Below are 21,833 nucleotides of genomic sequence, written 5' to 3' on the forward strand. Positions count from 1 at the left end.
AAGCAGCGCACGCATTGGATCATTACAGAATGACTATGCAGGGACACTATCCCGACCAATTGCTTGCAGCGGAGATAACATCTGTAATCTGACGTGGCAGGTACATGACGAGCGTGCAGCGCTATGCCTACCCCAGCAACCGAAGCGCCGTCGGCAGCGTTTCACCGAACACACGCGAACTATCCGCTTCGTCGAGGCTCACCACCTCACGCACCATCCGCACCCACGACGCAGCGCCGCTCTGCGTAGCCAGACGGCGCGCCACCGCGTCGCGTGCATCGTCCGGCAGATCCCGCGAACGGTCGCCGGTCAAACGCGCGATCTGCGCCGCCGCGAACGCTGCGGTCTCGACGCGCTTCCAGTCGAGCGCCAGCGCCGCATCGAGCCACGGCAGCGCGGCCTCGGGCGGCACCACGGTATGCGCACTGCCATAGAACGGCAGACGCGCGCCGATGCGCCCGATCGCCCACCAGATCTGCGGCACTTCCGATATCTTCTGCGGCCGCGCGCTGAGGCGCGTCATCAGCTGTTCGACCAGCGCGATCTTGTCTTTCACCGCAATCCGTTCAAGCGATGCCTGCACGCGCATCATGTCCGCGTGGCCAACCTTCAACGGATCGAATGGCAGCTTCTGTTTGCGGATGTTCGCGTCCTGCAGCATCTCCATCGCGTCGAGCAGATCCTGTTGCTCGCTTTCGCCAAGCCCGCCTGCCGCGCGCCGCCACAGCGTCCACCACTCCGACCACACCTGGCTGTCGTGGATGTACTGGATCCCGTCGTCGAACAGCGTCCACAGTTGCGCGACGCGCCATTCGTCAAGCGGATGACCAAAGCCGGGCCGCACGCAATAACCCGCCAGATTGAGCCACAGCCGTTCGTGATCGGCCGACCGGCGCCGGCGTTTCGCGCGCGCCCACAGCGCGTCGAACAGTTCGCGCAGCACCGGCGCGCTCCATTGCTCGCGTGGACCGAGCGCCTGTTCGAGTTGCGCGCGCAAGCGTTTGATGTCGGTGCGCGCAACGCCGGTCACGCGCGCGCCGAACGCGTGCTCGATGGCTTCGAACGCATCGTCGATGCCGCGCGGACGCGCGGTTTCGCCGGGCGCCGCTGAATCGATTGCGCGATCCGATTCACGGCGCAGCTCGAACGGCAATTGCCAGTGTTGCGAAGGATCGTCGGCGGCGATGCACATCACGTCGAGCGTACCGACTTCGCTCATCGACGTGACGAGCCGCACGCGTGTGTCGCTGCGTTGTTGCTGTGCTTGAACCGGTCTCGCACCGTGCGCTTGCAAGACGGTCGCGACCGGCGGCAAGCGTACGAAGTCGCCGCGCTCGAGCGATGTCAGTTCGCCCGCGCGATACCGCGTATCGGCGTTGGTCGCGAGCAACGTGAAGCGCACCGGTTCACCGAGGCGCAGTTCGAACACGCGATCGTCGAGGGAAATGGCGTGACCTTCTTCGGTGCCGCGCGGCAGCAGGCAAATCGCCTGCGCGTCGTCGAGCAGCAGGAAATAGCTACGCGGCGAACCACCGCCGACACGCGGCGCATGGCCCGCGCGCGCGAGCGCATACGCAACCGCACCCCGCGCGACGGCGATATCCGGGTTGGCATTGTTGAGCACGGTGAGCGGCGCGCCGCGCCACGCGCCGAGCGTATCGGCGAGGCGTTGCGCGAGCTTGCCGGCGCGAAACACGCCGCCGTTCAGCAGTAACGTGTCGGGCACGGGCAACACGTCGTCGTTGCCATTGGCATCGGGCGCGCGATCACCCAACGCGTCGCGCGACGGTGCCGCATGACGGGCAAGAAAAGCCGCGATATGACGCGTGACGGCGGGATCGCTTGCATACGGCAGGCCGAATTCGATCAACGCCGCGCGCGAACGGTGCGGTCGCGCGTCCGGCTCGGTTCGCGGGAAAAATCCATCGAGGACGACGCGCTCGACTTCATCGCGCGTCAGATGCGCGGTGCGCGCGCCGCCGATCAGCCGCGAGCCCGCGCCGAGCAGCGTGATCGCGACGGACTCGGGGGCGTCCTCGGCAAGCAATTGTTCCTTTGCGACGCGGCAACGCTCGACCAGTTGCGACAGATCGGCCGCAGTGAGTCTCGCCGCCGCCGGCTCACCCGGTGCGCCTTGCGCAAGACGACTCTCGACCAGCCGCGCGAGCGCGAGGTCCATATTGTCGCCGCCGAGCATCAGATGATTGCCGACGCCGATGCGCGTCATCTGCGGCTCGCCCGATGCGTCGAGCGCCACTTTGATCAACGTCAGGTCGGTGGTTCCGCCGCCGACGTCGCAGATCAATACGAGCCGCGAATGGGCGAGCGATTGCGCGAGTGTGTCGCGATGCCGGTATAGCCAGTCGTAGAACGCGGCCTGCGGTTCTTCGACCAGCCGCAGGGCGGGCAAGCGCGCGCGCTTCGTCGCTTCGAGCGTCAACGCTCTCGCCCCTTCGTCGAACGACGCGGGAACCGTGAGCACGACGTCCTGCGCCTCCAGCGGTGCATCCGGAAAACGCGCATTCCACGCCGCGCGCACGTGCGCGAGATAGCTCGCGCTGGCGTCGACCGGCGACACTTTCGCGACGTCGTCGGTCGCGCCCCACGGCAGGATCGGAGCAAGCTGATCGACGGATGCGTGCGACAGCCAGCTCTTCGCGCTTGCGACGAGACGCCCCGGCACTTTCGCGCCGAGCGCGCGCGCCCATCGCCCGATAACGGCGCCGTTCGCCGGCGACACGTCTTCCGGCCATGGCAAACGCCGATCCGCGGCGTTCAGCTCGCCCTCAGCGGGGTGATAGCGAGCGGACGGCAGCAGCGCCTGGGTCTGCACCTGACCCGGCGCAACCAGCTGCTCGATCTCGAACACCCGGATGTCGCCGTTGCCTGCGTCCGCTGAGCCCGACGAATCCAGCGCGCGGTACGCAACGACCGTGTTGCTCGTACCGAGGTCGATGCCGACCGTGTAGCGCTTCATCGACGGCGCGGTCAGTGTTCGGCCGACGTGCCGCGCACGTCGAACTGCACTTTCCACCGCTCGTTGGTACCGCGCGGAATCGCTTCGAGTTCGAGCGTGCCGGTCTCCGTTACGCGTGCGTGCAGCTTCACCGGCACGACTTCACCGACCGCGCGCCCTTCGGCGGGCAGCGTCGCCTGGATTTCCTCGAGTTCCTGCATTTCGTCGGGCGACCAGTAATCGAGCATCACGCCGACCTGATCCTGCCGCCGTACCGACGAACCAAAGAAACGGAAATGCACCGGCTCGCCAACCACCAGGCCAAATTCCTGCTCCGGCAGCGCCGCGTCGGTGCCCTCCTCCATGCCGAACGGCGCAACGCATAGCGCGGAAATCGGCGGCTCCATGCCGGGTACGGCCGGCATCGCCGATTCGACCGCGACGTAGTACGCGCGTGCCGTGCCGCCGCGAATCCGCACGCCGCGCCCGCGCTTGACGAAGCCGTAGTAAGCCGCGCCACTCGCCACCGCCAGATCGAGATCCACGCCTTCGATCAGACGCGCGGGCGAGCCGCCTTCGGCAGCGAGCCAGCCGTTTAGCGAATTCATCACGCGCTCGACCAGCAGCGGCGACTTGAACACGCCGCCGTTGAACAGCACAGCGGTTGGATGCACGAAGCTCGCGCTCGTACCGTCCGCGGACATAGCGAAACCCTGCATGCCTTCGAGTTCCGCGAGCGCGCCGGCCTGACGGCCGAGAAACGCCGCGAGATGGCGCGTGATGCCCGCATCCTGCGCGTACGGCAAACCGAGTTGCGTGAGACCGGCGCGCGTGCGGCTGGCGGGCCGCGCGGCGGCATCGACTTGCGGGAAAAAGCCTTCGAGGATGATTTGCGTCAGCTCGGCGCGCGTCAGTTCGGTGCGGATCGATCCGCCGATCAGCTTCGAGCCGCGGCTCGGCACGACGAGCGGCACCGCATCGACGGCAGGATCGGTTAGCAGCGTTTCCTTCGCGGCGCGGCACGCATAGGTCAACGCGCGCAACTGCCACGGATCGGCTTGCGTGCCCTGCGCCGCGAGCTTGCGCGCGACAGTATGCGCAAGCGCGAGATCCATGTTGTCGCCGCCGAGCAGGATGTGCTCGCCGACCGCCACGCGATGCAGTTCGAGATTGCCTTCCCGCTCGATCACGGCGATCAGCGAAAGATCGGTCGTGCCGCCGCCCACGTCGACGACGAGAATGATTTCGCCAACCTTCACCTGCTTGCGCCAGTTGCCGCGACTCTTTTCGATCCAGCTATACAGCGCGGCCTGCGGTTCTTCGAGCAGCGTCATGCGTTGATAGCCGGCCGCGTGCGCGGCCTCGGCGGTCAGCTCGCGCGCGGCCGGATCGAACGATGCGGGGATCGTTACCGTGACGTCTTGCGCATCGAACGGCGCGTCGGGATGCGCGTGATTCCAGGCATCGCGCAGATGCGTCAGATAGCGCACTGAGGCTTCGAGCGGTGACACCCGCGTGACTTCGGGCGGCGCATCCGCCGGCAGGATCGCCGCGCGCCGGTCGACGCCCGGATGGCAGAGCCAGCTTTTCGCGCTCGACACGAGGCGGATCGGCGTGCCGGCGCCGCGACTGCGCGCCATTTCGCCGGCGATCGTCTGCGGCGCGGACGCCCACGGTAACGCGAGATCGCCGGGCGCGAGTTCGTCGGGATGCGGCAGGTAGAGAAACGAAGGCAGCAGATCGCGTGCTTCGATCTGGCCGGGTGCGGTCAGTTGATCGATGGCGAGCACGTGTTGCGCGACGGTGTCGCCGTCGCTCGCCGACAGGTCCACATAGGACAACGCGCAGTGCGTCGTGCCGAGATCGATACCGATCGAATAGCGTGCGTCGCTCATAGCGTGACCTCGGCGGGCGCGATCACCGATGCGTCGTGACCTTGCATCAGTTTGGGCAAGCGCACCTCGGTGACGCGCCAGCCGCGATGGCTAAGACTGCCGGTGAACGGCGGCGTGCCGACAACGTTGCCCGTCAGGCGCACGGCGCTCGCATCGAAGCCCTGAGGCAGCGTGATTCGCGCGCCCTCTGCTTCGGCGCGAACCGGTTCGATCGTAAAGTGTTCGCGCAATGCCGTGCGGCAGCCTGCGTGTACCACGCGTGCCGCCGCGCCGATATCGGCGTCGCCGTAGCTTGCAATGTCTTCCTGCACGAAGTCGATCAACCGGGCGTCGCGTTGCAGCAGGCCGAGCAGTTGCAGCGCGGCGTCGGGGGTCGCTTCGCGGATCGTGACCGGCTCGGGAACGGGCGCGGGTGAAGGCGTCGGCGTAGGCGTAGGCGCCGCGCCCTGCTTCAGGCGCAGCACGCCCTCGGCGAATCGCGCGTCACCCAGCACGCCGAAGAAGGTGCCGAAAGCAAGCGAAAGCCTGTCCAGCAATGAAAGATTGGATCCGGCCATGGGAAAAAACTCCTGATTGGCGGCGGCCGTCTGCCATGCCCGCAACAGTGCGGGGATGGTACGGAAACGGGCCCGCAGAAATCTGTAAAACCGCTATTTTGCCTTGTCACCGGCCGATGGTTGGTTGCCGTGGATCTGGAGCCGGGCGTCGAAGGGAATTTACTGCCGGTTTTATTCAAAACGGCCGGGACGGATGACGAGCTATTACATCGACACCATACCGTCATTGTTGCTCCTTATATTCGGCAGTCGTCCGATCCTGACAATTACCGAACCGACAGGTTACGGACGTGCAACAAGACATCCTTGAGCTTCCACGAGTGGGGTCTCGGCAGGCAGCCGTCGTGACGGGCGACATCAAGCATGGAGCGCGACCGATGCATGCGCATCGGGCGTGACAAGCCATGCGGGTGCGCCGGGCGACCGGCTGTGGTGAACGCTATCGAAGGTTTCGACGATCAGCCAGAAAAGAAGGAGCACCTGCACTGTGAACTCCCGCCGCAAATTTCTTCAGAATACCGCCACGGCCGGCCTGTCGGCTGCTGCGCTCAGCGTGTTTCCCCCCAGCATCCGCCGTGCGCTCGCGATTCCCGCGCATCACGAGAGCGGCACGATCAAGGACGTCAAGCACGTCGTGATCCTGATGATGGAAAACCGCGCGTTCGACCACTACTTCGGCACCTATAAGGGTGTGCGCGGCTATGGCGATCGCTTCACGATTCCGCTGCCGAACGGCCGTAACGTGTGGCAGCAGATCGATGCGAACGGCAACGTCGACCTGCCCTACCACCTCGACGAGACCAAGGGCAATGCGCAGCGCGTGACCGGCACACCGCATAGCTGGGTCGACACGCAAAATGCATGGGATGGCGGCCGCATGGCTGCATGGCCGGTGTCCAAGAAGAACCAGACGATGGGCTACTTCGACACCGCTGAAATCCCGTTCCAGCGGGCGCTGGCCGAAGCGTTCACCCTCTGCGACGACTACCACTGCGCGTTCCTTGGCGGCACGCACCCGAACCGCATCATGCATTCGACCGGCACCAACGGTCCGGTGGTTGGCAAGACCTTCGTGAACAACTTCAGCGGCGACTTCGACGTCACCACGTCGGCATCCGCGTACTTCGAATGGAAGACCACCGCCGAGCGCCTCGAAGAGGCCGGTGTGAGCTGGAAGGTGTATCAGAACATCAAGAACACCTACGGCTGCAACCCGCTGCTTGGCTTCAAACAGTTCCGCCAGGCCAACGAGGCGCTGCCGGCGGCGCGTCAGGTCAACACGTCGCTGAGCCAGGCCGCCGAGCCCGTCTTCAACCCGGCCGATGCGGTGGCCCAGCCGCTGGTCAAGGGCTATGCGAACACCCTGCCGACCACCGACACCGACCCGAACACCAACGGCACCTTCGTCGAGGCGTTCGCCGACGACGTGAAAAACGGCCGTCTGCCGGAAGTCTCGTGGGTGGTTCCGACCGACGTCTACTCCGAGCACCCGGGGCCGTCGAGCCCGGTGCAGGGCGCGTGGTTCGTGCAGCAGTTTCTCGATGCATTGACCGCCGTGCCCGAGGTGTGGAGCAAGACCGTGCTGCTCGTCAACTTCGACGAGAACGACGGCTTCTTCGACCACGTGCCGCCGGCCGCTGTACCGTCGCCGAACGGTGATGGAACCTACGCCGGCAAGACCACGCTGCACAGCGCCGAGCTGGGCGTCGAATACTTCACGCATCCGTACGTGACCCGCGCCGACACGGGCGCGACGCCCAACAGCCAGCCGGCCGGGCCGGACGGCAAGCCATACGGCCCGGGTCCGCGCGTGCCGCTGTGGGTCATCTCGCCGTGGAGCCGCGGCGGCTGGGTCAATTCGCAGACCTTCGATCACACGTCAGTGCTGCGCTTCCTCGAAGCCCGCTTCGGCATCAAGGAAACCAATATTTCGAACTACCGCCGGCTGATCAACGGCGACCTGACCACGGCCTTCAACTTCGCGACGCCGAACAACGAGCGGCTGCCGACCCTCGCGGGCGAGAAGAGCAAGGCCGACGCCGATGCGTTGCGCGCCGCGCAGCAGGCGCTGGGGCAGATCGTGCCGGACGCCGGCCGCGGCATGCCGAAGCAGGCGAGCGGTTTCCGTCCGTCGCGAGCGCTGCCGTACGAGTTGCACGTGAACGCGCATGTGGATGCGAGCGCGGGTACCGTCAAACTGTTGTTCGCCAATACCGGACACCAGGGTGCGGTGTTCCACGTCTATGACAAGCTGCACCTGGACCGCCTGCCGAAACGTTATGCCGTCGAGCCGGGCAAGACGCTGGACGACGTGTGGACGCCGGCTTCGACCGACCTCGGCAAGTACGATCTGTGGGTACTTGGGCCGAACGGCTTCCACCGCGAATTCCAGGGCGACCTCAGCGCGATCAAGGGGCGCCGAGCCGCCAATCTGGAAGTTCGTGTGGGTTATGGCTCGCTGACCGGCAACCTGCATCTGCAACTGCGCAACGACGGTGATGGCCACGCACAGTTCACGGTGAAGTCCAACAAGGTCTACGGCTCGCTGCAGGCTTTTCCGGGTCTGCCGTTTCCGGTGTTTGGGCAAGGTCCGTTGGGCTTCGGTGGTTTCCCGGTGCCAGGCTTCGGCGCATGGCCGGCGCCCGCGCCGGTCTCGCGCAACGATCGCTTCGACCATGGCCATAGCTGGACGGTAAGCACCATCGGCGCACTTCCGGCCGCGCTGTTCTGGAACCTCGATCAGACCGGGTTCTGGTATGACTTCGAGATTACCAGCAGCACGGACCGTAGCTTCTTGCGTCGTATTGCGGGGCGTATTGAAACGGGTCGTCACTCGGTGACTGATCCGGCGATGGGGATGATCGACAGCTTCTGATCGAAGTTGTAAGTGACAGGCATCGGGCGTGAGCCCGGTGCCTTTTGTGCGATGGAGGTGTTCAGGTGCGTCGGCTCACGGATGCAGTTGCTCGCCTGAATGGATTTGATCCGTTGCTCCCGCATCTTCCGGATGCGGGAGAACTTGCGTCGCACATTCGGCGCGCAACCGTTAGATGTGAACGGAGTCCGGAATTTCTCGTTGGGTCGATACTGCGGGTGCATTTTCAGTAGCCGTCACGCGACGATGCTTCGGTTCTCATTGCATGACTGTCTGCTTGCGACTCGTTGCGTCTGCTTGCGACCCGTTGCCGTCATTCGGATCTCTGCGACAGCAACGTCCGTTCTCAAGTTGGTGCTGTCGTTCAACAGCTTGCCTGAACAGTTGAGCCGGTGCCACGACCGGCTCAACCTTCGTTACGATCATCTTGAATTGGGTCAGACAGTCTCCTTGATGGACGCCCTATGGTGTAGTAGTCGTAATACTGATCACTTCCATTTCCAATCGCGAGCAGGATGCGGTTCATCATCAAGTGAAGAACCTTGTTCTCTCTAACGAGCCGACTTCCCTTTTCGGGGTCTACGCCACCGCCATGCGCTGCGCGATTTCGGTTTACCCAAACCTCATTTTCAAGAGCATCGATTTTCAAACCAAGGGCTTTAAAAAATTTCTCCATTACTATGCCTTGGGGCGCGTAATTTATATTCTGCGCCTTAGCGGTGAGCAGCCGCTTTTCAGCGTCCGTTAGATCGGTTGCGGAGATCAAAGCAGATATCTTCTTGGATAAATCTTTCCAAGATTTATCGTCAGCCACAATTTTGTATTGGCCTTCAGAGCCGGAGGCTTTAAAGAATGCCTTCTGCAATGATTCTATCGCCGCCCCAAAATGCGCTGCGGCCATGTGTACCGGTGCAGCGAGGGCATGCCAATAGCTCCAGAAGACGCTTTGAAGGCGGTAAACATCGTAAATTCTATACAGGGAAGAAGCCATGCGTTCGAGCAGTTCAGGGGTAATTTCGTGCTCGAATCTAGTGCCTAGAGGTGCAGGCTGCCATGCGTTCAGATTTGCTGCGTCCTCGACTAGGGCATGTCCGCTCCTCGCGGTGAACGATACAGGGTTCCACTCAGCATCGAAGGTGGTGTCACCGAGATAGACTAGAAAATTGCCAAGGCAAAACGACAAGCAATCTCTAATCTTCGCCCTTGTGGGTTCATCCGGCGTGTCCCTATACAAAATAAACCCAGGTTTCAAAATATGCTCGGGCTTTGCTTTCGAGACTCCAATGAACAGTTCGAAACCTTCGATGAACAAATGAACACATGAGCGACTCGACCCTGGGGAGTAGATGGGAACCGACATAACGATTTCCCCTTTTTGACTTTTAAGCGTCCTGCGTTTCTCGCCGGTTCGCTCTACCTTGTCAAAATCCGGCCAGATGAATGGGCCGGACATGTTCTCGACCCATTCGATAATGTACTGGGCATCGCCAGAATCCCCGCGCACCCAATGCAAGGAGTGTATAGACGAGCGCTCATGCGTCGCACCCGTGCTGGCGTCACGCCCGAACGTCTCAGTATAGGCGCGCGGAATGACGCCACATGCGGTTGCCAGAGTGCCGAAGTGACTCCGAAATTGCACCTCCGCCGTAGCTATGTAGACGGTCCCCGCCTTCGGTGGGGCCGCATTAGATTTGCTACCGGGGGCCGAGGTTGTCTCAAGGATAAGATCGAGTGCCTTATCTCGGATAATGGAAAATTCCGTAACGGGCCCACGCAAGGGGCCCTGGTCGCTGACAACGAAACCGCTGCCTGTTATCGCGCTCTCAAAAAACTCCCAATCCCAACAATCCATTGCTACCTCGTGTTTGAATGTCGGGCTGTACTCTTGTTAGTGCTCGACACGACCGTTGCGCATTGTAGGCTCCGTGCCGACAGAACAGGCATTCCTGCTCTGCGCTGATCGACGCATAGCGACTTTTTCACTGCCTCCGCGCGTCGTGAGCACGCCATTTCGTCAGTTGCCGGACGTGATACCCAACCGGCGAGCACTCATGACGTCCATTGGCTCGTCAATGTGGCGGAGCGGACGTTCCACCGCCCGCGTCAAAACGAGAGCCAATGACCGAGGTTGGCCGGAACTCGCCTTACGGCCCAAGACTAGTCCCGGCTGTTATACACAATTCTCACCCGTCCGCGGTCAGCGTATCCGCGAAGCAGTTCATCCGCTCCAGCACTTCCTTGCGTTGGTGAGAAGGTGATACGCAACTGCCTGCTCGAAATCCAGTCTATCCCGGGGCCATTGGTCCGATTGTTTGTGGCCGGGTCTCGAAAGGTCATGCATGCGGCTTGATAAACGACGGGCGCATCAACAACTCGCCGCACAGTTTCAGAGGCGGCCGCCACAACGATCGTGTCCACACAATACGGAGATATGCCTCCTCCTCCGTTTTCGTTGAACAATATAGCCTTATAGGCGCCATCAGGAGACAAGATCGATCGCTGTTCGGAGACGTCTGCGTCGCTAGCTTTTGGGCGAATCCGGCTTAAGGCGCTACCTGCGACATTTGCTAATCCGACGGCCGCAAAAATCAGAATCAAAAGCCTCAAGACTAGCCGTACGGTTTTTCCTAGCATCCTTTGCGTCCTCGTCGTAACCGGGAAGTTGTGAGCCGAAGATTGCTGTTGATCGAGGATACATTGTCGGCGATTGGCGGAGTGGAGTCGAACGTCCCCTTGTGGCCGACCAGCGCCCCCGGTCGGGCGCGGCGATCGCCTAGGTCGGGTGATCTATGCGAAAGACATAAGGCGACCCATTTCGGACTGTCGATGCCCCATAGAACGGACCTTCAAACTCCCGATCCTGCTGACCGTCCCTATGGCTAGGCGGTCGCCGCAATTGCGCGTTGCACATTGGGATCGAAGTGGTTCCTATACCAATCAATCATTTCTCGCACACACGGTTCGCCCGGTGGCATATCTCCCGAGCCTATAAGTTCTGCGCATGCACTGGCCACTGCGGTCAGAATCCGAGCCGTCTCTGGAACATAAGGTAGGTCGAGATCCTTTTCGTGACGCGCGCGAATTACTTCGTAGCGAGCATTCTCGGGCAACGTCCACGCGCTGATCAGAAACTCGTGCACGCTCACTTGCTGACCGTTTACCTGGACATAACGATTGCGGTGCTCTTCGGCATAGCCCGCCTGCTCCAATCGTTCGCAGCTATCGATAGCTGCATTTAAAACTTCACGAATTAATCGCCAATCCGTTTTCATTTCACACCTCCTTGTGTATTCGATCCACTCTGGACGGCACGCTTGTGCGCGACCATGTCGCGATTCCGGTCAGCGATGAGCATACAACAGAGGACTTGACGAAATGGGGTGCACCATTACTGGATGCGGTGATCGGCCATATCAATCTGTACTGGAAAAACCAACGGGCAACTAGCCGCGTGGGCGGGGCGTCTCCGAAAGTACAGAGGTCAATTTCGCCCCCAAGATTCATGACCTTCCCGGAAGACGGAAGTCAGGTATGCTGGTGTACGCAACGTGTGTCGTTCACGCGACTAGAGCGTAATACAACGTGGTGATTCCGTTCCTCGTCGCGTGAACCATCATTGTCACCAAAAATGGACTCCCACCTCGGTGGTCCTCAATGACGAAGGTCGCGGCAAGCACGAGTCCGATGATGAACGTCGTCAGAACATACGCGACGCTATAGGTATGTCCAAGTCCGAAGAGCAGCGCCGATATAACGATTGCAATGGCAGTGCGACAGCCGAATCTGTTAAGCAACCTGATACACGCCCACTGATTCACCGCTGTCTCCAACATCGGGGCGATGAGACAACCGAATAGGATCATCGAACCCAGGCCGTGTTTTTCGAACCCCGGTCCGTCAAATGCCACGCTGGGCACAGTCACGACCGCAAGCGACACAGGCAGCGCCGCCGCATAAGTGAGCAGGAGTGCAATCAACATCAGCCGGATCGACTGAAGCTGGTTTGCCCATGCTATGCAAACAGACCAATATGGTTTGATCATTCTTCGGGTACTTTCCACGGGTGCCGGGAGAGCAGCTAGCCGGCACAACATGAATCAATTGGCTAGACATACGAACGGTATAGGGGGCGCAATACGGCGACTAATTGTCAACGATCCGCGCAGAGTTGTCGAGCGACTGATTGTGGCCGCACTGCGTCCCACGATCAAGCGCGACGATCATCCGGGCTACGCTTCATGCAAAAGGCACGAATGACCCTGAGCGGTCAATTCGACTTGAAGTGCGAATGGCCGCTTGATAGCTATTGTGAGACGTTCGTCAAACACACTGCAATCACCCGTGACCAGTCACTGGAGCATCACATCCTTGATATGCTGCCGCAAAGCCGCCTATGAATGGCGGGGGGAGATAGGGTGCTTACGACTCTTGATGTCGACGGGCGTTCCTAACTTGTCCACATCTACATCGCTTATTTCTTTCAAAATCAATATGAGAAGCAAACTTCGCCTCGCGCTGGCAACGACGATAGCGATAAGCATTGCGAGCGTCCACGCAGAACCATCCGCGCGATATGTGCCGGCCAAAACTATCCCGTGCGAATATGGCCTACCACCGAACGCTCTGTACAGGCTGCCGCCACAAAGCTTGCGCGCCGCTGTCCGGATATCTCTCGATGCGCAGGGTAAGGTGGAGAACGCCGTGCTAGAGCAGTCGTCCGGTGACGCTGCCTTTGATCATCTCGCGATACACGCGTCGCGGCTGGCTGCTTGCAAACCCTTTTCAGGTATAGACGGGAAGACTATTCCAGTAGAGACGAACTTCCTGTTTGCCGTCACTTCTGCCGAATTTCGTCCTGAAGCGTCATCCGAGACGTTTGCGGCAAAGGTCGAGCGTCGCGTTCGAGCCAACATCGTATGGGGCGGACAGGCGGCTCATCTGAAGACGACAATCTCGGTACAGTGCGCTTCTGACGGCAAGTTATTGTCGGCGAGAATATACCGCTCAAGTGGCAATCCGAGATGGGATGCAGTTGCGCTAAGCGCGGTCCAACACTCAGACCCGATGCCGCCAGACTTAGACGGAAAGACGCCAAAAAATTTCAGGGTGACGGTCCAGCCGGGACCTGCTTAAGCTTTTTAGCGCACAACGGTAGGCTCACCCACCCGTGAGCCCGCTCATCTGCTTTTAGAACTGCTCTGTATGCTCGCCAAACGTGGCGGCTACATCTGGCTCAATGGCAGTTGTCCGCCGAATTTCTGCCATTTGAAACGGCAGGCCAAATGCCGCCTTATGGCCGAACCCAGAACTTTCTGTAGCCGGGCATACTCTTCCAGAGAGCCAGATAAATGAACTGCCCCTCGAGAAGTTCCTTTGACGCTGATTGCAGTGTCGTAACAGCTCGCTGGCAATGATGCAGGCATGCTATTACGCTGATGTCTCAAAGCGTGGATCACGCTGCGACCCACAGGTCGGGCCTGCGTCGTCAACCGACACATCGCGACTGCGGCGCCGTTCACGATGGCGCCCGCTCCATGGATCGGCCTGCAAACTCCACTTGCGCAATGCGTTGCCGGAGGCTGCCACAAACACTCCCCGATGCCTCATTGATGCAGAATCGGCGCTAAGGCCACAACGACACGACCTGAATACGATGGACGACCCAGAATCGCTTTCCATGGCACTGCCCGACGGCACCAAGGTCTCTGCGCTCCTCCGGGTGCCGGAGGGCGCGCGAGCCCTGTATGTCTTCGCGCACGGTGCCGGGGCGGGCATGCAGCACGCCGGCATGTCGTCATTGGCCGACGCGCTTGCGGCGGTCAATGTCGCCACATTGCGCTACCAGTTTCCGTACATGGAGCGGGGCTCCAGGCGGGTGGACTCGCCGGCAGTGGCACATGCTGCCGTGCAGGCAGCCGTCGCAGAGGCCCGCCGGCGGCTGCCAGCCCTGCCGCTCTTCGCCGGCGGCAGGTCGTACGGCGGCCGCATGACGTCCCAGGCCCAAGCCATCTCCCCACTCGACGGCGTGCGTGGCCTCGCTTTCGTCGCGTTCCCGTTGCACCCGGCGGGCGCGCCCGGCGTGGAGCGGGCACGGCACCTGGCGGACGTCACGGTGCCGATGCTCTTTCTGCAGGGCACGCGCGACAAGCTGGCGGAGCTTCACCTGCTGAGGCCGGTCGTCGAGACGCTGGGGCCACGCGCCACGCTGCATGTGGTGGACGACGCAGATCATTCGTTACACGTGCGCGCGTCCTCCGGCCGGACCGACGCGGAAGTCGTGCTCGAACTGGCCCGGACGATGGCGGCGTGGTTTTTCGCCGAAGGAGAGTTCGTGCCCGTTACCTGAGCAAGCGCAGGAATGCAGTACGGAGTGAGTGAATTTGTCAGATCCGCTTGCGGTGATTCACCTCCGGAAATCACGAGGGCATGCCTTGATTTGGCCGGTATCGATCCGAGAGTGACCGCTTAGGAATGCGGGCCGAACCAGACTGGCGGCGCGTCGAACGATGCGCACTGGCCGGTCACTCCCCGACGCGGTCGCCCGAAACCGACCCACAGCCGTCCCTCACAAACGCCGAAAACGGACGTTCAAGTAGAGCATCCCGAGCAAATCTGCCAGTAATAACGGCTCAACTTGCTGCGAGAGCTGATACACCACCGGTCGTGACAGGCAACCAACCTAGTGATCGAGTGCGAGCTTTGCGCCCAGCGCAATCAGCATCGATCCCATTACGGCTTCAATCGGTTTGCGCAGTCGGCTGTAGCCGGACTGCACACGATTGGTAGAGAACAACACAGCCATACTGCACGACCAGCCAAACGAAATCACCGCGACGATGCCCAGCGTCGTTGCATGAACCCACGCAGGCGCGTGCGCCGGCAGCACCGTGACGAACAGGCTGCCGAAGAATGCTGCGCCCTTCGGGTTGGTCAGGCCGACCAGCAGGCCGCGGCGATACGCTGCCAGGCTGCTGTAAGCAGGCTTATGTTCGCACGCGATCGCTGCGGCGGCGGGTTTGCGCAGACCTGCAAGCATTTTCGCACCCAGATAAAGCAGATAGACGGCGCCGACGATGCGGATCACGTTGTAGAACCAGGCGAGTTGCGTGAGGACCAGGCTGAGCCCGAAAATCGCGAGGCTGGCCCAGACCAGATGCGACGTACCGATGCCGAGCGCCACGCATAGCCCGCTGCGGCGTTTCACCAGCGCATGCGATGTAATTGCGACAAGGTCGGGACCGGGGCTCACACAGCCAAGAAACATCACGCCGGCCACCGTGACTAGTTGCGCTACATAGCTCATCAAGGTATTTCCTCATCAATTAACGCTGCAGGGAAGGTCTCGATGCGCTCGCGCGAGGGGTGCGAGCGCATTGTTTCCGACGAGGAAATGTTACGATGCCGACGATCGAAGGTGCTCCCTATTTCTTGTCAACGATGTGCAATTCGCGCTAACTTTTTTTCAATGGACGACATCGATCGCAAGATTCTTGCTGAACTGCAAAAGGACGGCCGGCTTACCGTAACCGAACTAAGCGAGCGCATCGGCCTGAGCCTTTCGCCTTGCCAAAGGCGTCTGCGCGCTCTGGAGCAGGAGAAGGTGATCAGAGGCTATCGCGCCACGATCGAGCCTGCGTCTGTCGGCCTGAACTTTTCGGCGATCGTGTTTGCAACACTGCGCCACATGACCCCCGAGGATGTGGCCGCATTTGAACAGGCGTTGCTGGATATCCCGGAAATCACGCGGGCAGACCGGCTGTTCGGCGACCCCGACTACATGCTGCACGTCGTCGCACGCGATCTGGACGCTTTTCAAAAGCTGTATGACCGAAGTTTGCTGGCGCTGCCTTGCCTGCTTCGACTGACTTCGACCATTGTGATGAAAAGCCTTTGTCAGGATCGGCCGCTGCCGCTCTTCTGAGCGGCACACCAAGGCGTTTCAGTCGAGCACCGGGATCCGGCTTGCGTTGGCTCCGGTGGCGGCAAGCGCCGCTTCGTCGGGAGCGGGGCGCAGCGTAATGCCGGCCCACTTGCCCGCTTCGTACTGTTCGCCGATCAACTCGACAATCGCTCTGCGCACCGCCAGCGCCGCCGCGCTGATCGGCAGCGCGCGTGACCAGCACACGCTGACAGGTCGGGTGATCTCCGGCTGCACAATGCGCCGCATGACTGGAGCTGATCGCGGCTCACGTCGTGCCAACGCCGATGCAGGCAAGATCGTGCACGCGAGGCCCTCCTCAGCGATGGCTACCATCGTCGGCAACGAATCGATATCGGCGACGATATTCAGTTCGACGTCTTCGCGTTGAAACGTGCGCTCGATCACGAGGCGCAATCCATTGGTCGGGCTCGGCGCGACGAGTGGCACATTCGCGAGTAGCGAAAGCGCGCACGTGGTGGTGGTTTTGCGCAATGACAGACCGGTATTGCCGAGCACATACAGCTCTTCGTCGAATACCGGGATCACCGAAATGCCGCGTGTTTCTGAATCGCGAAACAGCAAAGCGAGATCGAGCCGGCCGTTCGGGAGCATTTCGCTTATATAGCCGCTCATGCCCTCGAATATCTGCAGCCGGATGCCGGGAAAACGCTTGCGGACGCGCTCGAACAGGGGCAGCGCAAGCACGGCCGACAACGTGGTGGGCAAACCGACCGCCACGGCGCCGGCTTCGCTGCCGCTGTCTTCCCTGACGTCGGTGCGGATCTGCTCCATCTGCTTTAACACGAGCCGTGCATGGCGATAGAGCGCGCTGCCCGCGGTGGTCGGCGCGATGCCTTGTGCGCTGCGCAATAGCAGTTTTGTTTTCAGCTCGCTTTCGAGGCGGGCAATCTGTTGGCTTAGCGACGGTTGCGCAATGAACAGTTTCCCGGCAGCCTTCGAAAAACTCCCTGCATCGATGATCGCGACGAAATATTTGAGTTGCCGGATATCCAATTTCCGATCCTGAGGTTTGCACCGTGGGACGCAATACGCAATACGCAACACGCCGCAGCACACCGCAGCGCGCAGCGAAAGCTCGGCCTATAGGATAGGCCTATATCCCATAGTTGCCACTGGTATTTCCGCAATGGCGGCGTGGCCGCTAGATTGGCGCTATCCGTACAACAACCCGAGACGCTCTTTCGATGTCCTCCGGCACACCCTTATCGATGCGCGCGCACAGCCGACTGCGAAGTTGGCTGTTCACGCCGGCCACGCACCCCGAACGATTCACAAAGGCGCTGCGCTGCGGCGCCGACGTGCTGATCGCCGATCTCGAAGATGCCGTGCCGCCAGACCGGAAAGCACTTGCTCGCGACCATGTGCGAGCGCTGCTCGACGCGCCCGAAGACGGATTGCTGCCCGCGCTCGCGGTGCGCATCAATACGCCGCTCACGCGTCACGGCATGGACGATCTGTTGATGCTACTCGATGCGGCGCGCGCACCGCGCTTCATTCTGCTGCCGAAGATCGAGGCCGCGCAACAGGTTTTGCACGTGAATGCGCTGCTGGCCGAGGCCGGCAAAAGCTGCGCGCTGGTGCCGATGATCGAATCGGCGCGCGGTATGGAAGCGATCGAGCCAATCGCTCAGGCGCGCGCCAATCTTGCGGCAGTGATGTTCGGCGCAGCGGACTATGCATCCGACGTCAACGTGCAGCCGCAATCGCTTGCATTGCAATGGGCCCGCTGCCGGGTGGCGCATGCCGCCAATGCAGCCGGGGTGCCGGCGCTCGACGCGCCGTGCTTTGCGCTGGACGATAGCGCGCTGCTCCAGGCAGATCTGAACTTCGCTGCAGACAATGGTTTCACCGCGAAGGCAGCGATCCATCCCTCGCATATCCAAGCAATCAACGCGGCATTTACGCCGTCCGCGCAGCGCATCGAATGGGCGCAACGCGTTATAGAAGCGTGCGACGCGGGTGCCGGCGTGGTCGACGGACGCATGGTCGACGAGGCGATTGCGCGCGAGGCGCGCCGCGTGCTGGCAATGCAGTAAGCCTGCCGCCCCGCCTGGCGGTTGCCACGCTTCAAACACAGCAAAAAAGACGCTCGTCGACGAGCGAAGGAGACGCCACGATGTACACACAGATTTTCGATCCGGTCGCTCATTCGATTGCCGCATCCGCGGCATTGGCGATGCTGCCGTTGCTGACACTATTCCTGCTGCTCGGTGTGCTGCGCATCGCGGCGCGCTGGGCTGCACTGGCCGCGTTGCTGATGTCGATGGCGATTGCGGTGTTCGTCTACGGCATGCCGGCAGGCATCACGGTGAGCGGCGCGGGCGAAGGCGCGGCAATCGGCTTTTTCCCGATCATCTGGATCGGCATCAACGCCATCTGGCTGTTCAAGCTGACGCAGCAAAGCGGTCATGCCGATGTATTGCGCCGTTCGCTGGCTCGCGTGAGCGCAGACCAGCGTGTGCAGGCCGTGTTGATTGCGTTCTGCTTTGGCGCGCTGCTTGAAGCGCTCGCAGGCGGCGGTGCACCCGTGGCGATCTGCGCGGTGCTGCTGATTTCAATCGGCGTCGAGCCGATCAGGGCAGCGGCGGTATGCCTGATTGCCGACACCAGTCCCGTTGCGTTCGGCGCACTCGGCCTGCCGATCACGGTGCTGGCGAAAATCACGGGCTTGCCGGTGCATCAGATTAGCGTGATGGTCGGGCGCCAGGCGCCGCTGCTGGCGCTGTTCATTCCGCTGATTCTGGTGTTCGTGGTCGACGGCAAGCGTGGCCTGAAGGAAGTGTGGCCGCTTGCGATCGTGGCCGGCGTGTGCTTTGCGTTCACACAGTTCGCGGGCTCGATGCTGTTGCCGGTCGAACTCGTCGATATCGTCGCGGCGCTGGCGTGTGCGGGCGCGTCGATCGTGTTTTTGCGCGTATGGTCGCCAGCGGTGCTGCGCGCCGATCTGAGCGGCGCGTGTCATGTCGCGCCTGGGGACGCACCGCACGGTAGCGCAACGGTGTCGCGCGACGCCACGTCGCCGCGCGATCCTGGCGGCGAGGTATTGCGCGCACTCGCACCGTACGTTGCCGTCATTGTCGTTGTTGCGCTGACGCAAATCGATGCGGTCGCTCACGCATTCGGCCGCTTCACTTCCACCTTTCCATGGCCGCTGCTCAACGTCGTCGATCCACATGGCAAGGCTGTGTCCGCGACCAGCGCGAAGTTCGAGTGGCTGCTGTCGGCCGGCTCGATCGTGCTGATCGCCGGTTTGCTGGCCGTGCCGATCCTCCGGTTGCGCATCAAGGTCGCAGCCCGTGTCTATATGCAAAATCTGCATGAACTGCGCTGGGCAGTGTTCACCGTATGTTGCGTGGTCGGCGTCGCTTATGTGATGAACCTGTCTGGCCAGATCGTTACGCTGGGTATCTGGGCCGCCAATGCGGGCACCGCGTTCGCGCCGGTCTCACCGGTGCTCGGCTGGTTTGCCACAGCGCTGACCGGATCGGACACATCCGCCAATGCGCTGTTCGGCATGCTGCAATTCACCACCGCGCATCACACGGGCCTGTCGGATATCTTGCTCACGGCCGCCAATACGTCGGGTGGCGTGGTGGGCAAAGCGATCTCGCCGCAGAATCTCGCGGTCGGCGCAGTGGCAGTCGGCATGATGGGCCGCGAAGGCGTGCTGTTTCGCCGTGTGGCGGGCTGGACCGTGCTGATGATCGCGGCGCTCAGTCTGCTGGTCTGGCTGCAATCCACGCCGGTGCTCGGCTGGATGGTGCCGTGACACGCCATCGCGCACGCAACACGGCTCGCCGTTTGCGTGTCGCGCAACGAACCACTCCAAGGACAGGATCATGAATCACCCACTGGACGACATCACTGTAGTTTCCCTCGAGCAGGCCATAGCCGCGCCGCTCGCGAGCCGTCATCTTGCCGACTGGGGCGCGCGCGTGATCAAGGTCGAGCGGCCCGATACGGGCGACTTCGCACGCAATTACGACACGGCGATGGACGGCCTGTCGAGCCAGTTTGTCTGGGTCAATCGCTCGAAGGAAAGCATTGCGCTCGACATCAAGACCGACGACGGGCGCGCAGCGCTCGAAGCGCTGCTGGCTCGCGCCGACGTCTTTATTCAGAATCTCGCCCCCGGTGCCGCGCAGCGCCTGTCACTCGATGCGAAGTCGCTGGTCGAGCGATTTCCGCGGCTGATTGCATGCGATATTTCCGGCTACGGTTCGGGTGGCCCGTACAGCGACAAGAAGGCCTATGACCTGCTGGTGCAATGCGAGGCAGGCTTTCTTTCGATCAACGGCACGCCGGATACGCCATCAAAATGCGGGCTGGCGATTGCCGACATCGCGACCGGCATGTATGCGCTAAACGGCATTCTGATGGCGCTGCATCAGCGTGCACGCACGGGCAAGGGTGTGGCTTTCGAGGTGTCACTGTTCGATGCGCTGACCGAGTGGATGAGCTATCCGGCGTATTACACGCGCGGGCGCGGCGAGCCCGTGCCGCGCAGCGGAGCACGCCATGCGACGATCGCACCGTACGGCCCGTTTCCAGCCGGTGACGGCAAGACGGTGTTCTTCGGTATCCAGAACGAACGCGAATGGCGCAGCTTTTGCGAAATCGTGCTCGGGGATGCCGGTATCGCAACCGACCCACGTTATGTGACAAATTCGTTGCGCGTGGCCAATCGCGAAGTGCTCGAAGCAACGATCAGCCAGCATTTCGCAGCGTTGAGCAGTAGTGAGGTGGCCGTCAAGCTCGATCGCGCGGCGATTGCCAATGGCCGAATGAACGATGTCGACGCCCTTCTCGAGCATCCGCAGCTACGCGAGCGTCAACGGTATCGCAGCGTGATGACGGAGAGCGGGCCGCACGACATGTTCGTGCCGCCGGTCACGATCGCAGGCATCGAACCGGTGATGGGCTCCGTGCCGGCGATTGGGCAGCATACTGCTGCGATTCTCGATGAGATCGGTATGGGGAGCGCGGCGCCCTAAACACACTCATCACTCCCATGAAAAAATCGGTTTGGCTCCTTCTCATGCTCGCCGCAATCTCGTGGGGGATCTGCTATGCATACGTATCCAGCCCCATACACTTTGGCTGGCTTGGAACCTTGCTCGCATCAGCCGCAGGGATACTCGCGACAATATCTGCTTACCAGACAGAAGAGAAAGCACATACTCGCGGCGGCACCGTATACAAGTCCAAATCGCCGATTCGGTTTCTCCTCGCGCACCTCTTGCTGGGCGTGTTCCTGATGGTCATTGCGCTCCTTAGCGCTATGGGTTGCCTTGGATACGCGAGTGGCTCGTAGGAATCTACGGGGCTAAGAATTGTTACCGATCGGTGGACGGTGTGACCGGTTGAATCCGCAACCCACAACTTCCATTCAACTCTGCGCTACCTTGATGCCGATCATTTTTGTCCACTAACTGCGCCTGAGGAAACTATCGACGTTCTTGCGCGCTTCGCCTGAAGGCCGTCACGCCCGGCATAGGGAGGAGACCTCCGAGCGTCGACGCTGAGATTTTAGCGAGCAGTCCAACATGGCCGATCAGCGCCTGACGCGGCCGGCAAATTCCGACCCTGAACAGCCCTTCACATTACC

15 protein-coding genes are annotated in these 21,833 nt (G+C 61.6%); 7 read left to right on the top strand and 8 right to left on the bottom strand.

The genetic code is table 11. The features are described 5' to 3' along the window. Window positions 1-127 precede the first annotated feature (127 nt). Genes ACYVNQ_RS37680 through ACYVNQ_RS37690 form a run of 3 tightly spaced genes read right to left on the bottom strand, consistent with a single transcriptional unit; the run spans window position 128 to window position 5,408 of the window. Entirely contained in the window at window positions 128-2,977 is a 2,850-nt protein-coding gene (locus ACYVNQ_RS37680; protein WP_460910968.1) for an Hsp70 family protein, read from the bottom strand. 11 nt (window positions 2,978-2,988) lie between these two features. Further along, window positions 2,989-4,851, bottom strand: a complete 1,863-nt coding sequence (locus ACYVNQ_RS37685) for an Hsp70 family protein (protein WP_460910970.1) — start codon at window positions 4,849-4,851, stop codon at window positions 2,989-2,991. Then, the gene (locus tag ACYVNQ_RS37690) at window positions 4,848-5,408 is read right to left on the bottom strand and encodes a DUF2760 domain-containing protein (RefSeq protein WP_460910972.1); all 561 of its coding nucleotides are present in this window, start codon (window positions 5,406-5,408) and stop codon (window positions 4,848-4,850) included. The genes ACYVNQ_RS37685 and ACYVNQ_RS37690 overlap by 4 nt, the downstream gene beginning before the upstream one ends. A gap of 487 nt (window positions 5,409-5,895) precedes the next feature. Between ACYVNQ_RS37690 and ACYVNQ_RS37695 the strand changes: the two genes are divergently transcribed. Further along, window positions 5,896-8,283, top strand: coding sequence for a phosphocholine-specific phospholipase C (locus tag ACYVNQ_RS37695; protein ID WP_460910974.1), 2,388 nt, complete (start codon window positions 5,896-5,898; stop codon window positions 8,281-8,283). 406 nt (window positions 8,284-8,689) lie between these two features. Here the strand turns inward: ACYVNQ_RS37695 and ACYVNQ_RS37700 are convergent, their stop codons facing one another. From ACYVNQ_RS37700 to ACYVNQ_RS37710, 3 genes are all read right to left on the bottom strand, one after another. Further along, complete coding sequence (locus ACYVNQ_RS37700; RefSeq protein WP_460910976.1) at window positions 8,690-10,135, bottom strand: hypothetical protein; 1,446 nt, start codon at window positions 10,133-10,135, stop codon at window positions 8,690-8,692. Between the two features lie 1,027 nt (window positions 10,136-11,162). Next, window positions 11,163-11,555, bottom strand: coding sequence for a hypothetical protein (locus ACYVNQ_RS37705; protein ID WP_460910978.1), 393 nt, complete (start codon window positions 11,553-11,555; stop codon window positions 11,163-11,165). Window positions 11,556-11,840: 285 nt separating this feature from the next. Next, window positions 11,841-12,263, bottom strand: coding sequence for a CPBP family glutamic-type intramembrane protease (locus tag ACYVNQ_RS37710; protein WP_460910980.1), 423 nt, complete (start codon window positions 12,261-12,263; stop codon window positions 11,841-11,843). 511 nt (window positions 12,264-12,774) lie between these two features. On the opposite strand from ACYVNQ_RS37710, the gene ACYVNQ_RS37715 reads away from it, so the two are divergent. Continuing rightward, complete coding sequence (locus ACYVNQ_RS37715; RefSeq protein WP_460911278.1) at window positions 12,775-13,416, top strand: TonB family protein; 642 nt, start codon at window positions 12,775-12,777, stop codon at window positions 13,414-13,416. A 520-nt stretch (window positions 13,417-13,936) separates the two neighbouring features. Continuing rightward, window positions 13,937-14,629, top strand: a complete 693-nt coding sequence (locus ACYVNQ_RS37720) for an alpha/beta hydrolase family protein (RefSeq protein WP_460910982.1) — start codon at window positions 13,937-13,939, stop codon at window positions 14,627-14,629. Window positions 14,630-14,962: 333 nt separating this feature from the next. On the opposite strand, the gene ACYVNQ_RS37725 is transcribed toward ACYVNQ_RS37720, so the two are convergent. Further along, window positions 14,963-15,586 carry a LysE family translocator gene (locus ACYVNQ_RS37725; RefSeq protein ID WP_460910984.1) on the bottom strand — a complete coding sequence of 208 codons (624 nt, stop codon included), beginning with the start codon at window positions 15,584-15,586 and terminating at the stop codon, window positions 14,963-14,965. Between the two features lie 162 nt (window positions 15,587-15,748). Here ACYVNQ_RS37725 and ACYVNQ_RS37730 point away from each other — a divergent pair, with 162 nt between their 5' ends. After that, window positions 15,749-16,204: an Lrp/AsnC family transcriptional regulator gene (locus tag ACYVNQ_RS37730; RefSeq protein ID WP_460910986.1), complete on the top strand. Its 456-nt coding sequence runs from the start codon at window positions 15,749-15,751 to the stop codon at window positions 16,202-16,204. A gap of 18 nt (window positions 16,205-16,222) precedes the next feature. Here ACYVNQ_RS37730 and ACYVNQ_RS37735 read toward each other — a convergent pair whose 3' ends face one another. Beyond that, on the bottom strand, window positions 16,223-17,218 hold the full coding sequence (locus tag ACYVNQ_RS37735) for a LysR substrate-binding domain-containing protein (protein WP_460910988.1): 996 nt from the start codon (window positions 17,216-17,218) through the stop codon (window positions 16,223-16,225). Window positions 17,219-17,409: 191 nt separating this feature from the next. Here ACYVNQ_RS37735 and ACYVNQ_RS37740 point away from each other — a divergent pair, with 191 nt between their 5' ends. The 3 genes from ACYVNQ_RS37740 to ACYVNQ_RS37750 all read left to right on the top strand — a co-directional run bounded on the left by ACYVNQ_RS37740 (window position 17,410) and on the right by ACYVNQ_RS37750 (window position 21,219). Next, window positions 17,410-18,261: an aldolase/citrate lyase family protein gene (locus ACYVNQ_RS37740; protein ID WP_460910990.1), complete on the top strand. Its 852-nt coding sequence runs from the start codon at window positions 17,410-17,412 to the stop codon at window positions 18,259-18,261. An 80-nt stretch (window positions 18,262-18,341) separates the two neighbouring features. After that, window positions 18,342-19,994 carry an L-lactate permease gene (locus ACYVNQ_RS37745; protein ID WP_460910992.1) on the top strand — a complete coding sequence of 551 codons (1,653 nt, stop codon included), beginning with the start codon at window positions 18,342-18,344 and terminating at the stop codon, window positions 19,992-19,994. A 70-nt stretch (window positions 19,995-20,064) separates the two neighbouring features. Beyond that, window positions 20,065-21,219, top strand: coding sequence for a CaiB/BaiF CoA transferase family protein (locus tag ACYVNQ_RS37750; protein WP_460910994.1), 1,155 nt, complete (start codon window positions 20,065-20,067; stop codon window positions 21,217-21,219). The last annotated feature ends 614 nt before the right edge of the window (window positions 21,220-21,833 follow it).

Source organism: Paraburkholderia jirisanensis, from assembly GCF_054782355.1.

Coding starts and splice junctions, on each gene's coding strand:
- ACYVNQ_RS37730 (WP_460910986.1), top strand. CDS start 15,749: ATGGACGACATCGATCGCAAGATTCTTGCTGAACTGCAAAAGGACGGC.
- ACYVNQ_RS37750 (WP_460910994.1), top strand. CDS start 20,065: ATGAATCACCCACTGGACGACATCACTGTAGTTTCCCTCGAGCAGGCC.
- ACYVNQ_RS37690 (WP_460910972.1), bottom strand. CDS start 5,408: ATGGCCGGATCCAATCTTTCATTGCTGGACAGGCTTTCGCTTGCTTTC.
- ACYVNQ_RS37700 (WP_460910976.1), bottom strand. CDS start 10,135: ATGGATTGTTGGGATTGGGAGTTTTTTGAGAGCGCGATAACAGGCAGC.
- ACYVNQ_RS37715 (WP_460911278.1), top strand. CDS start 12,775: ATGAGAAGCAAACTTCGCCTCGCGCTGGCAACGACGATAGCGATAAGC.
- ACYVNQ_RS37705 (WP_460910978.1), bottom strand. CDS start 11,555: ATGAAAACGGATTGGCGATTAATTCGTGAAGTTTTAAATGCAGCTATC.
- ACYVNQ_RS37680 (WP_460910968.1), bottom strand. CDS start 2,977: ATGAAGCGCTACACGGTCGGCATCGACCTCGGTACGAGCAACACGGTC.
- ACYVNQ_RS37720 (WP_460910982.1), top strand. CDS start 13,937: ATGGACGACCCAGAATCGCTTTCCATGGCACTGCCCGACGGCACCAAG.
- ACYVNQ_RS37685 (WP_460910970.1), bottom strand. CDS start 4,851: ATGAGCGACGCACGCTATTCGATCGGTATCGATCTCGGCACGACGCAC.
- ACYVNQ_RS37745 (WP_460910992.1), top strand. CDS start 18,342: ATGTACACACAGATTTTCGATCCGGTCGCTCATTCGATTGCCGCATCC.
- ACYVNQ_RS37725 (WP_460910984.1), bottom strand. CDS start 15,586: ATGAGCTATGTAGCGCAACTAGTCACGGTGGCCGGCGTGATGTTTCTT.
- ACYVNQ_RS37740 (WP_460910990.1), top strand. CDS start 17,410: ATGTCCTCCGGCACACCCTTATCGATGCGCGCGCACAGCCGACTGCGA.
- ACYVNQ_RS37710 (WP_460910980.1), bottom strand. CDS start 12,263: ATGTTGATTGCACTCCTGCTCACTTATGCGGCGGCGCTGCCTGTGTCG.